Raw genomic sequence first — 12331 nt, 5'->3', positions numbered from 1 at the left:
TGTGCAGATGCAGGTAAGCGCATTAGCACTCGATAATGTTGACCGCCAAACCGCCACGGGCGGTTTCCTTGTATTTGCTTTTCATGTCTGCACCGGTCTGGCGCATTGTCCGGATGACCTTGTCGAGCGAGACGAAGTGCTGACCGTCCCCGCGCAAAGCCATGCGTACCGCATTGATAGCCTTGACCGAACCCATGGCATTACGCTCGATGCAAGGGACTTGCACCAGCCCGCCGATAGGGTCGCAGGTCAGGCCGAGGTTGTGTTCCATGCCGATTTCGGCGGCGTTTTCCACTTGCTGCACGCTGCCGCCCAGGACTTCGCACAGTGCGCCGGCGGCCATGGAGCACGCTACGCCGACTTCGCCCTGGCAACCGACTTCGGCGCCCGAGATCGAAGCGTTTTCTTTATAGAGGATGCCGATAGCCGCGGCGGTCAGCAGAAAGCGCACCACGCCGTCGTCATTCGCGCCGGGAATAAAGCGCATGTAGTAATGCAGTACCGCTGGAACAATGCCCGCGGCACCGTTGGTGGGCGCCGTCACTACACGTCCGCCATTGGCGTTTTCTTCGTTCACCGCCAGCGCATAGAGGTTGACCCAGTCCAGCACCGACAGTGGGTCGCGCAATGATGATTCCGGGTTTTTGCACAATTGCCGATGAAGTGCGGCGGCACGACGCTTGACCTTCAAACCGCCGGGCAAGATGCCTTCGTTGCGGCAACCGGCGGCCACGCAGTCCTGCATCACCTGCCAGATTTTCAGCAGACCGGCGCGTGTCTCCGCTTCCGGTCGCCAGGCACTTTCGTTGGTCAGCATCACCTGGCTGATCGACAGACCGTAGGTGGTGCAGTGACCGAGCAAATCCTTGGCGCTTTTGAACGGGAAGGTCAGTTTTGTTGCGTCTTCGACAATTCGGTCCGCGCCCGCGGCGTCTTCATCGACCACGAACCCGCCACCGACCGAGTAATACTCGCGGCTGCGTATTTGCAGGCCGGCGGTGTCGAAAGCGCGAAAGATCATGCCGTTGGGATGATAGGGCAGGGGCTTGCGAATCATCGCCAGGTGCAGCTTTTCATTGAATTCGATGGTGTGTTCACCGAGCAGGTTCAGGCGACCGCTGCTGCGAATTTCCAGCAGGCGGGTGGCGACCGTTTCAGTGTTCACCGTGTCCGGGTGTTCACCTTCCAGGCCGAGCAGCACCGCTTTGTCGCTGCCATGTCCTTTGCCGGTGGCGCCGAGTGAGCCGTAGAGCTCGACCTTGACGCAGGTGGTTGCTGAAAGCAGCGCGTCACGCCGCAAGCCTTCAACGAACCGTGCGGCAGCACGCATCGGGCCGACGGTGTGGGAACTGGAGGGGCCGATGCCAATCTTGAACAGGTCGAACACGCTTAAAGCCATGGTTGTTCTCCGGTTTCTTGTTATAGGCGCACTAGTGCGGGCGATACGGCCCTGTTACCGCTGCCCCTGCCGCTGCGTTGCCTCTGTAGGAGCTGTCGAGTGAAACGAGGCTGCGATCTTTTGATTTTGTTTTTAAAGGCAAGATCAAAAGATCGCAGCCTCGTTTCACTCGACAGCTCCTACAGGTACAGCGACAGGTACAGATACAGCGACAGGTACAGCTACACGTACATTTACAGCCACAGGGCACAAAGGATAGGCGGTGATTTTGAGGGGGCGAGCGAACTCGCCCCCTGTAGATCAAGCGTAGCTTTCGATCGACGGGCAGGCGCAAACCAGGTTGCGATCGCCAAACACGTTGTCGACACGACCGACCGGTGGCCAGTACTTGCCTTCGATCAACGACGCTACCGGATATACCGCTTGCTCGCGGCTATACGGATGCGACCACTCGCCGACCAGCTCCGCAGCGGTGTGCGGGGCGTTTTTCAGCGGGTTGTCGTCCTTGTCCAGCGTGCCGTTCTCCACTGCACGAATCTCTTCGCGGATGCGGATCATGGCGTCGCAGAAGCGGTCCAGTTCTTCTTTGGATTCGCTTTCGGTCGGTTCGATCATCAACGTGCCGGCCACCGGGAACGACATGGTGGGCGCGTGGAAACCGAAGTCGATCAGGCGCTTGGCCACGTCATCGACGCTGATGCCGCTGCTGTCTTTCAATGGACGCAGGTCGAGGATGCACTCGTGGGCCACCAGGCCGTTGGCGCCGGTGTACAGCACGGGATAGTGCTCTTCGAGACGACGGGAGATGTAGTTGGCATTCAGGATCGCCAACTGCGAAGCGCGCTTGAGGCCGGCGCCGCCCATCATGCGAATGTACATCCAGGTGATCGGCAAAATGCTTGCGCTGCCGAACGGTGCCGCGCAGACCGCGCCTTCTTTGCGTTCCATCTGGGCGTGGCCCGGCAGGAACGGCGTCAGGTGCGCTTTCACGCCAATCGGGCCGACGCCCGGGCCGCCACCGCCGTGGGGAATGCAGAAGGTTTTGTGCAGGTTCAAGTGGGACACGTCGCCGCCGAACTTGCCCGGCGCGCACAAGCCAACCATCGCGTTCATGTTGGCGCCGTCGATGTACACCTGGCCACCGTTGTCATGAATGATCCCGCAGATTTCGCGGATGCCTTCTTCGAACACACCGTGGGTCGACGGGTAGGTGATCATCAGCGCGGCGAGGTGTTCGCGGTGCTCGATGGCCTTGGCACGCAGGTCTTCGATGTCGACGTTGCCGCGAGCATCGCAGGCGGTCACAACCACGCGCATGCCGGCCATATTGGCAGTTGCCGGGTTGGTGCCGTGGGCGGACGACGGGATCAGGCAGATGTCGCGACGGTCTTCGCCACGGCTCTGGTGGTACGCACGGATGGCCAGCAGGCCAGCGTACTCACCCTGGGAACCGGCGTTCGGTTGCAGCGAGATCGAGTCGTACCCGGTGGCAGCGCAGAGCATGGCCTCCAACTCATCGGTCAACTGCTGGTAGCCGGCACTTTGCTCGGCCGGGGCGAACGGGTGCAGCGCACCGAATTCAGCCCAGGTGACCGGAATCATTTCGCTGGCGGCGTTGAGCTTCATGGTGCACGAACCCAGCGGGATCATGGTGCGATCCAGGGCCAGGTCCTTGTCGGCCAGCTTGCGCAGGTAGCGCATCAGCTCGGTTTCGGAGTGATAACGGTTGAACACCGGGTGGCTGAGGATCGGCGACTGGCGAACCAGCGAGGCCGGGATCGTGCTGACGATCGACTCGGCGAGGGCGGCGAAGTCTGGCAGCGCCTTGCCGTCGGCCAGCAGGCTCCACAGGCTTTCAACGTCGGCTTGGGAAGTGGTTTCGTCGAGGGACAGGCCCAGACGTTCGCCATCGACCACGCGCAGGTTGATTTTCTGCGCGTGCGCCTTGCTATGCACGGCTGTCGTTTGCGCGCCGGTGTTGATCGTCAGCGTATCGAAGAAGCTGTCCTGTTCAGCGCTCAGACCCAAAGCGTTCAAGCCCTTGGCCAGAATCGCGGTCAGGTGATGAATGCGCTGGGCAATCTGCGTCAGGCCCTTCGGGCCGTGGTACACGGCGTACATGCTGGCGATGTTGGCCAACAACACTTGTGCGGTGCAGATGTTGCTGGTGGCTTTCTCACGGCGGATATGTTGCTCGCGGGTCTGCATCGCCAGGCGCAAGGCCGGCTTGCCGAAACGGTCCACCGAGACACCGACCAGACGGCCAGGCATGTCGCGCTTGAACGCGTCTTTAGTGGAGAAAAACGCGGCGTGCGGGCCACCGAAACCCAGCGGTACGCCGAAGCGTTGCGCGCTGCCGATGGCGACGTCAGCACCGAATTCGCCCGGAGGGGTCAGCACCGTCAGGGCCAACAGGTCAGCCGCGACCGCCACCAGTGCGTTGGCCGCGTGGAAGCGCTCGGTCAGCTCGCGGTAATCGAACAGGTCGCCGTTACTCGCCGGATACTGCAGCAGGGCGCCGAAGAATGGCGTCACGTCAGTCAGTGTTTGCTCGTCGCCGACGACCACGTCGATGCCCAACGGCTCGGCGCGGGTACGCAATACATCCAGGGTTTGCGGGTGGCAATGCACGGACGCGAAGAACGCGTGGCTGCCTTTGTTCTTGCTCAGGCGCTTGCAGAAGGTCATGGCTTCGGCAGCCGCGGTGGCTTCATCCAGCAGCGAAGCGTTGGCAATCGGCAGGCCGGTCAGGTCGCTGATCAGGGTCTGGAAGTTCAACAGCGCTTCGAGACGGCCCTGGGAAATTTCCGGTTGGTACGGGGTGTAAGCGGTGTACCAGGCCGGGTTTTCCAGCAGGTTGCGCAGGATCGGCGACGGCGTGTGCGTACCGTAGTAACCCTGGCCGATATAGGTTTTGAACAGCTGGTTTTTGGCCGCGATGCCTTTGATCAACGCCAGGGCGTCGGCTTCGCTCAAACCGTCGTCCATGCCCAGGACGCTGGTGCCTTTGATGCTTTCCGGGATAACGCTGGCGCTCAAGGCTTCCAGGGAATCAAAGCCGAGGCTGTTGAGCATGGCTTGCTCATCGCCGGAACGCGGGCCGATGTGGCGGGCGATGAATTCGTTGGCAGTGGTGAGATTGATTTGAGTCATGTCGGCGCTCCTCAGGCTTCGGCGTTGGCTTTGATCAGGCGGTCGTAGGCGTCCTGATCCAGCAGTTTGGCGACAGCCGAAGGATCGACTGGCTGGAAGCGGAAGAACCAGCCTTCGCCCATCGGGTCTTCGTTGACCAACTCAGGGCTGCTGTCGAGCGCCGGGTTTACTTCCAGGACTTCACCGTCCAGCGGCATGTACACGCCGCTGGCGGCTTTGACCGATTCCACGGTGGAGGCTTCAGCGCCTTTTTCGTAGGACTGCAGCTCGGGCAGTTGTACGAAAACCACGTCGCCCAGGGCGTTCTGCGCGAAAGCGGTGATACCGACTGTGACGGTGCCGTCAGCTTCGGTGCGCAGCCATTCGTGATCTTCAGTAAAACGCAACTCGCTCATGGAAACTCCTAAGGGGGCCAGACTCGTCTGGTGGACGCGATTGAATGCTGGGGCAAAGCCCTGCTTTATGGGGGGTTACTTAGCAATATCGCGGCCAACGTTGTGTAATCCATATAAATCAAGTGTTTAAAGGGTTTTAAATAACGGCAAAGGTTGTTCGCTGTAGCGATATCGCTACACTGCAGGCAGGAGAAAAAACGCTTTGGGGATCAAAGCTTTGCAATGCGGGGGGATGAAGAGAGTGTAGCGATATCGTTCCGCTGTAGCGCTTTCAGTACGGATGGAGGTCGTTTTTGTAAGGCATTACCTGAAAAAACACAAAACCTGTGGGAGCCAGACTGCTGGCGATGAGGCCATCTCAGTCGAAACCTTTTTAACTGTCACACCGCAATCGTCAGCCGGCTGGCTCCCTCAGGGGCTCCGGCGTTCGGGAGATTTCAGGGCTTATTCGGAATCCCATACTTGCGCAACCGATGGGCAATCGCGGTATGTGAAGTCTGCAGGCGACTGGCCAACTGCCGGGTCGAGGGATAGCTGACGTAGAGTTTTTCCAGCAGGGATTTTTCGAACTCGTCGACGGCCTGTTCCAGGCTGTCGATATCGTTGTCGCTCTGACGCGCCACCGAGGTGCCGGCGATGTCCAGATCGCCGATGTCCACCAGGCTGCTTTCGCAAATCGCCGCGGCGCGGAAGATCACGTTCTGCAGCTGCCGCACATTGCCCGGCCAACGGTTGCCCAACAGCGCCGGATAAGTACCCGGCGCGAGACGACACACCGGGCGCTGGATTTGCGCACACGCCTGCTGCATGAAATAGCGAGCGAGCAGCAGAATGTCCTGACCCCGTTCGCGCAGGGGCGGCACCTCGACATTCAAGACGTTGAGGCGATAGAACAGGTCTTCACGGAAGGTGCCTTCGCTGACCATTTTTTCCAGGTCGCGATGCGTTGCACTGAGGATGCGCACGTTGACCTTGACCTCGCGATCACCGCCCACGCGCCGGAAGCTGCCGTCGTTGAGGAACCGCAGCAGTTTCGCCTGCAGATAAGGCGACATCTCACCAATTTCATCGAGAAACACCGTGCCCTGGTTGGCCAGTTCCATCAGCCCTGGCTTACCCCCGCGTTGCGCGCCGGTAAAGGCGCCAGGGGCATAGCCGAACAGTTCGCTTTCGGCGAGGTTCTCCGGCAGTGCCGCGCAATTCAACGCAAGAAACGGTGAACTGTGCCGGGCACTGATGGCGTGGCAGGCGCGGGCTACCAGTTCTTTACCCGTACCGGTTTCACCTTGAATCAGCAGGGGCGCATCGAGGGCGGCAACTCGCTGGGCGCGGGCCTTGAGTGTACGAATCGCCGGGGACTCGCCGAGCAACGCATCGAAGCCTTCGGCGTGATCATGGTGCAATGCAGAGAGGCGTTCGCCGATGCGATTGGGTTGATACAGCGTCAGCAGGGCGCCAGCGTCGGTGATAGGCGTGGCGTCCAATAACAGGGTCTGGCCGTTGACGGTGATCTCGCGCAGCGGCAGGCGAAAGCCCTGTTCGAGCAACGCCTCGAGCAGGGCCGGATCGGCAAACAGCTCGGCGACGCTTTCACCGGCCGGTTCGCGCCCATACAGCGCAATCATTGCCGGATTGGCCAGCAAAACATTGCCGGCGCTGTCGAGTGCCAGCACCGGATCGGTCATGGCGGCGAGCAGGGCATCGAGCTGCAGGTGCCGGCGCTGGCCAGGCAGAATGTCCACCACGGTCACCGCTTGCACACCGCGCACGCTGAACAGCGCGTCGCGCAGCTCCTCAAGTACTTCCGGACTCAGGGTCGGCGCGTCGATATAGACGTTGGGCGGCACCATTTCCACCGCGTCCAGATTCAGATTGCGCCCACCCAGCAAGGCCAGGACTTCCTGGGTAATGCCGACTCGGTCGATGAAGCTGACGTGGATACGCATGGGACGGTTTTTGATTCTGGCGTGCGGAGGGACGCAAGTATGCCTTGGGGCGGGCAAATGGTGAAATCCGGCAAGGATTTGCGAAGGAGCAAAGCGTGCTCGCGGTCAGCGATAACTGTTGCTCTTACTGGCCCCATCGCGAGCAGGCTCGCTCCTACATTGGATCATGTCGTACACAAAATCTGCGTGCGCTGGAGATCTGAATGTGGGAGTGAGCCTGCTCGCGATAGCTATCTCAAGATCACCACCACTGCGCGCGATGTGAGCCTAATTCAGAGGCAGGACGCTCCCACTGCACCGGCGTACCGGTGATTCTCAGCGGCACCTGCAATCGATGCGCTGGACCCCAAGGCGTCTGCTCGACCAGTATCCCCTGATCGTTCTCGTCTTCCGCGCGCAAGGGTTCATCCGTCCCGGCACCGGCTTCAATCAACAACTTCGCCGTGCGCGCTAATGACAAGCGTGCAGATCCTTCCGTTCCCAGCAACCGGATCGCACTGGCCGCCATCAAATACCCGGTCGCGTGATCGAGCGCTTGCAAAGGGAGTGGCGTGGGTTTGTCTGCGCGCTTCCATTGCATGCCCGCCTCGGCGATGCCGCTGCTCATCTGCACCAGGCTGTCGAAACCTCGGCGGTTCTGCCACGGGCCGCTCCAGCCATAGGCATTGAGGCAGACGTCGACCAGGCCGGGCGCCAGTCGCTGGCGTTCAGCAATGCCGTAGCCGAGACGTTCCAGAGCATCGGCGCGGTAGCCGTGGAGCAGAATGTCGGTGTCCTTGAGCAGGTGTTCGAAAGCGGCGCGATCTGCCGGATCATGCAGGTCCAGGCGAGCGCAGCGTTTGCCCAAAGTCACTTCCGGAATCACACCCGGTTCATTCCAGGCGGGCGGGTCGATGCGCAATACATCGGCGCCGAGACCCGCGAGGAAACGGCTGGCAACGGGGCCGGCGAGGACGCGGGTCAGGTCCAATACCTTGATCCCGGCCAAAGGTCTTGCCACCGAACCTTGCCAGGGTTTTCCAGGTGAATGACCGTTGTTTTCGAAGTGAAGCAGAGGCTCGGCGTTGACCGCCATCCCTTGGGGATGCGCCTGCCACTGAGCCCAGGTTCGCATCTCGGCCGCACAACCACCGGCGTCGACCACCGCCTGTTCCAGATCGGACTTGGCCCATTGCGCCACGTTGCTGGCCATCGCGGCGCGGTTGTCGACGGCGCCGAGCACTGTTTCAACCGCCGCTCGGTGATGAGGCGCATTGGTGTGCAGGCGGATCCAGCCGTCTTGAGTCGCGTAGTCGCCCGCAACCGGGTCCCACATCGGCGGAACACTCCAGCCCAGCGGGCGAATCGAGGTAGCGAACCAGAAGGACGCCAGGCGTCGATCGACTTCAAGGTGGGGGAGGCGGCCGGTGTGCTGCTGCAATAGCTCGCTGACAGCCTGACCTGCGGCGGCAATGCTGGCGCAGGCCAGCTCGGTGACCGCGAACGCCGAGGGCAGCGCGCCGCTCGACGTGAAGGGAATCGGGGTGTGAGGCAAGCCGAGTGCGGCTTGAATGGACGTGAGTAAATCAGTCATCGAAGGCCCTCCGGAACGAGAGCCCGATCATAGAACAAATCAGATGACAGGCCGGATGAAACCTGTGGCAGGGTCAATCAGGCGAGAAGCCGGATGAAAACCTTGTAGGCGTGAGCCTGCTCGCGATAGCGGTTCATCAGTCGACATCACTGTTGAATGTAAAAGCGTTCGCAAGCAGGCTCACTCCTACAAAGAAACCGCGTTGCGAACTTAAACGCGGAACTGATCCATCAGTTTCATCTGCTGGGTCGTCAGCGAATTCAGGTGGCTGCTGATCTGCGCCGATTCGGTGGCTTGCCCGGTCAGGGTTTCGGTGACGGTACGGATGGCCGAGACATTGCGGTTGACCTCTTCGGCCACGGCACTTTGCTGTTCGGCGGCGCTGGCGATTTGCAGGTTCATGTCGCTGATCACGGTGACCGCATCACTGATTTTGCTCAAAGCCTGAACCGCTTGCTGGATCTGTCCTGCGTTGCTGTGGGCCTGGGTCTGGCTCGAATGCATGGTCGCCACCACGCCGCGAGTACCGGTCTGAATGCGCTCGATCACACTGCGAATTTCTTCCACCGAATCCTGCGTCCGTTTGGCCAGGTTGCGCACCTCATCGGCCACCACCGCAAAACCACGACCGCTCTCGCCGGCACGGGCGGCTTCGATGGCTGCGTTGAGGGCCAGCAGGTTGGTTTGTTCGGCAATGCTGCGGATCACTTCCAGCACCGAACCGATCTGCTCACTGTTGACCGCCAAGGCTTCGACTTCGGTCACTGCTTTGCTGACTTCGTCGGCCAGCTGATTGATGTCGCGGGTGCTGCGCTCGATGATCGACATGCCATCGCGGGCCGATTGATCGGCACCCTTTGCCGCATTCGCTGCGTTCGATGCGCTATTGGCGACATCGTGGGCGGTGGCGCTCATTTCGTTGGAGGCGGTGGCCACCTGGTCGATCTCGCGGAACTGCACCTGCATGCCTTCGCTGGTCCGGCGGGCGATTTCCGAGGACTGATCGGCGGTACCGCGGGCATCGGTGATGCTCTGTTTGATCTGCGCGATGGTCGGTTGCAGCTTGTCGAGGAAACGGTTGAACCAGCTGACCAATTCCCCCAGTTCGTCTTTCTTGCTGTAGTGCAGGCGCTGCGTCAGGTCGCCGTCGCCACTGGCAATGGCCTTGAGCATTTCAGCGACGCTGTTGATCGGGCGAGTCACCCCGGAGGCGGTGAGCCAGATCAGCAGGAGGCCGACCAGTCCGGCAGCCACAGCCACCAGTACGGCTTTGATCGTGCCGCTTTGTTGGGCGTCATCAAGTACGGTTTGCAGTTTCACCGAGTCGGCCAGCAGCACCTGTTTTGGCAGATCGATCACGATGCCCCAGGCCTTGGAATCGGCAATCGGGCTGACCGGATAAACCGCGCGGATCAACTCGCCCTGTTCGAGAATCTTCGGGGTGCCAGCGTTAAGCAGTTGCAGCACTTCCTTGCCGTCAGCGCCGAGGGTGTCACCGATGCTTTTACCGACCTTGCTGGCGTCAACGCTGAAGCCGGCGAGCACACCGGTGCCGGAGACGATCAGCATGTGGCCGGCGCCGTCGAACAGGTCGCGCTGGGAATCAACGGCCGCGGCTTGCAGGGCGTCGAGAGCAATGTCGATACCCACCACGCCGATGGATTTTCCGTCCACCAGCAGCGGCACGGAAATGGTGGTCATCAGCATTTCCTTGCCACCGACCGTATCGGCATACGGGTCCAGCAGGCAGGTGCGTTTGCTGTCACGAGGGCAGGTGTACCAGCTGTTGTAAGGGGTGCCGTTGATGTTCTGCGTGGTCTTGGTCATGTCGTCTTCGACCATGATCGTGTTTAACCCGGCGCCGCCGGCACGGCTCCAGTAGGTGGCGAAACGACCGGCTTCGTTGGATTGACGGGCCGTGTCATTGGCGAACTCGCTGTCCTTGCCGTCCAGGCCATTGGGTTCGAACGCGAGCCAGATGCCGAGCACTTTGCTGTTGCGTTCGAAGGCGGTTTTCAGGCTCTGATTCAACTCTTCACGCACCGCGCCGGCGTCAAGCGAACGCTTGGCGGCCATGGTGCGCATGTCCTTGACCTGATCGGCCAACGCGGTCACCACCATCAGACTTTCACCGAAGGTCTTTTGCACCCGCACGGCTTGCTCTGCTGCCTTGGCCTGCAGCAGGTCCTGCACGCTGTCAGTGAGCATTTTGCTGCTGGAGGCGCTGACCAGTTCATCGTTCTGATTGGTCTGGTAGATGTTCATGCTGACGATCAGGGCGACCACGCCAAGCAGGCACAGGCCGGACAGCAGAACGATTTTCAGGCGGATGGAAAGAGAGTCGAACATAGGGCGAACTCGCAAATGGATGAGGTGTTGGCTATGAGTCGGGGTCGACCCGGTTCGCCAAGTCCATTCAGCGCCATTGGAGAAACATCGGCGTGGGGGAAGTTTGCATGAGTAAAAGCCGATGAACGGTCGTCGCAAGCGTTTGCGTGGGATTTGAAGGCATTTTGCGGGGGCGCGTCGGTGTGGGCGAGCGGGAGTTCGATGTGAGGGGAACAGGCAAAAGAGGGGCGGCTTTGCCACCCAGCGGGAGCAAGCTCCCTCGCCACTAGTTGGGAGTGGTTCAGGAGGGTTGTGGTGAGGATTCGGGTCTTGACCATATCCAGAGATTACCCAGGCTCATGCCGGCGATGGCGAGATAAACCGGCCAGCCGTGGTCGAGCATGATCAACATCAGACCGGCACACAGCAGCATGCTGGCGGTGGCACTGACCTTGGCCCGGCGCGCGATGACTTTGCCGTTGCGCCAGTTGCTGAGGATCGGTCCGAACAGCCGATGGTTCTCCATCCAGGCACTGAGACGCGGCGAACTCCTGGTCGCGGCCCAGGCGGCGAGCAGGATGAACTCGGTGGTCGGCAGGCCGGGCACGACAATGGCGACCAAGCCTATGCCCAGGCTGACGTAAGCCAGCAGGCCGAAGAGGACGCGCACGAGTTTTGAGGAGGATGGGTGAGGCATAGGGCTCGGAAACGCAGGTGGGACGAAATCGGGATCTTACAGGTTGAAGCAGTTCCCTTGTGGGAGTGAGCCTGCTCGCGATAGGGGTTTCAGATCCAACAGTGATGTTGACTGATCAACCGCTATCGCGAGCAGGCTCACTCCTACAAAGGGATTTGTTGTGTCAGGCGGGTTCGGCTACGTTCGAGTAAGCCTGCTCCAGCAACACAGTAAAGCGGTTGAAGGCGTCGATCGCGCCTTTATCCAGCTCCGCTTCTTCCTGTGTGCTCAGCTCCAGCCCGTCGAGGGTTTTGACGAAGCTTTTCCAGCCTTCAGCGCGGCCGCCAGCCGGTTCGGCGAGGTGACGAGCGCCAAACGTTTCGCTCAAGCCCAGACCCACTGCGCGCTTGATCAGGAAGGCCGCACCCAGCTTCGACCCTTCGGACACGAACAGCCAACCCAGGGCCTCGGCTTTGGACGGGTTTTTCACCGCGCCTGCAACAGGTGCAGGGACTTCGGTGTCCAGATCCGCCAGGTCAGCCTTGGCCGCTTCGGCACGGCAGCGAGCCGGCAGGTCCGGCACGATGGCGGTCAGTTCGGCATCGTTGTACAGGGGCACCAGTTCTGACTGGAACAAGTACTGCGCCACCACGAAGCGGGCAAAATTGGCCTGGGTTTCGAACGGTGCGTGGGCTTTGACCAGCGCATCGAGTTTGGTGTGAGGCTCGTTGGTGATCTGGTTCAAGCGTTGCGAACGCAGAGCAGGGCGTTGATTGGTGTCCTGAGTGGTCATGAGAAGTCCTTGAGGGAAAGAGGCGCTTGGTAACGAGACGAACGGGGAGGCGCCGGACAGTAAAAAAA

At 60.7% G+C, this 12331-nt stretch carries 8 protein-coding genes and 1 pseudogene; all 9 read right to left on the bottom strand.

Annotated elements, in window-relative coordinates:
• Window positions 1-22: 22 nt before the first annotated feature.
• The gene (locus ACA063_RS22920; protein WP_497663486.1) at window positions 23-1399 is read right to left on the bottom strand and encodes an L-serine ammonia-lyase; all 1377 of its coding nucleotides are present in this window, start codon (window positions 1397-1399) and stop codon (window positions 23-25) included.
• 300 nt (window positions 1400-1699) lie between these two features.
• Window positions 1700-4552 (bottom strand): aminomethyl-transferring glycine dehydrogenase, encoded by a 2853-nt coding sequence (gene gcvP, locus ACA063_RS22915; protein WP_497663485.1) that lies wholly within the window; start codon window positions 4550-4552, stop codon window positions 1700-1702.
• Window positions 4553-4563: 11 nt separating this feature from the next.
• Complete coding sequence (gcvH, locus tag ACA063_RS22910) at window positions 4564-4947, bottom strand: glycine cleavage system protein GcvH (protein WP_497663484.1); 384 nt, start codon at window positions 4945-4947, stop codon at window positions 4564-4566.
• A 437-nt stretch (window positions 4948-5384) separates the two neighbouring features.
• Entirely contained in the window at window positions 5385-6893 is a 1509-nt protein-coding gene (gene gcsR, locus ACA063_RS22905; RefSeq protein ID WP_497663483.1) for a transcriptional regulator GcsR, read from the bottom strand.
• Between the two features lie 241 nt (window positions 6894-7134).
• Window positions 7135-8466: a CoA transferase gene (locus ACA063_RS22900; protein ID WP_497663482.1), complete on the bottom strand. Its 1332-nt coding sequence runs from the start codon at window positions 8464-8466 to the stop codon at window positions 7135-7137.
• Window positions 8467-8676: 210 nt separating this feature from the next.
• Window positions 8677-9432 (bottom strand): methyl-accepting chemotaxis protein, encoded by a 756-nt coding sequence (locus ACA063_RS22895; RefSeq protein WP_497666571.1) that lies wholly within the window; start codon window positions 9430-9432, stop codon window positions 8677-8679.
• A gap of 102 nt (window positions 9433-9534) precedes the next feature.
• Window positions 9535-10542, bottom strand: a pseudogene (locus ACA063_RS22890) (methyl-accepting chemotaxis protein); the annotation flags it as partial.
• 553 nt (window positions 10543-11095) lie between these two features.
• The gene (locus ACA063_RS22885) at window positions 11096-11491 is read right to left on the bottom strand and encodes a YbaN family protein (protein ID WP_497663481.1); all 396 of its coding nucleotides are present in this window, start codon (window positions 11489-11491) and stop codon (window positions 11096-11098) included.
• Between the two features lie 163 nt (window positions 11492-11654).
• The gene (locus ACA063_RS22880) at window positions 11655-12263 is read right to left on the bottom strand and encodes a biliverdin-producing heme oxygenase (RefSeq protein ID WP_497663480.1); all 609 of its coding nucleotides are present in this window, start codon (window positions 12261-12263) and stop codon (window positions 11655-11657) included.
• Window positions 12264-12331: the final 68 nt, after the last annotated feature.

It is taken from the genome of Pseudomonas sp. LBUM1643, assembly GCF_059716215.1.
The sequence above is the reverse complement of the archived record's forward strand: the minus strand, read 5'-3'. Positions and strand labels throughout refer to the sequence as shown.

What these genes read in the sequence shown, in the direction of transcription:
- ACA063_RS22920 (WP_497663486.1), bottom strand. Translation starts at nt 1,399, where the DNA reads ATGGCTTTAAGCGTGTTCGACCTGTTCAAGATTGGCATCGGCCCCTCC.
- gcvP (WP_497663485.1), bottom strand. Translation starts at nt 4,552, where the DNA reads ATGACTCAAATCAATCTCACCACTGCCAACGAATTCATCGCCCGCCAC.
- gcvH (WP_497663484.1), bottom strand. Translation starts at nt 4,947, where the DNA reads ATGAGCGAGTTGCGTTTTACTGAAGATCACGAATGGCTGCGCACCGAA.
- gcsR (WP_497663483.1), bottom strand. Translation starts at nt 6,893, where the DNA reads ATGCGTATCCACGTCAGCTTCATCGACCGAGTCGGCATTACCCAGGAA.
- ACA063_RS22900 (WP_497663482.1), bottom strand. Translation starts at nt 8,466, where the DNA reads ATGACTGATTTACTCACGTCCATTCAAGCCGCACTCGGCTTGCCTCAC.
- ACA063_RS22895 (WP_497666571.1), bottom strand. Translation starts at nt 9,432, where the DNA reads ATGCAGGTGCAGTTCCGCGAGATCGACCAGGTGGCCACCGCCTCCAAC.
- ACA063_RS22885 (WP_497663481.1), bottom strand. Translation starts at nt 11,491, where the DNA reads ATGCCTCACCCATCCTCCTCAAAACTCGTGCGCGTCCTCTTCGGCCTG.
- ACA063_RS22880 (WP_497663480.1), bottom strand. Translation starts at nt 12,263, where the DNA reads ATGACCACTCAGGACACCAATCAACGCCCTGCTCTGCGTTCGCAACGC.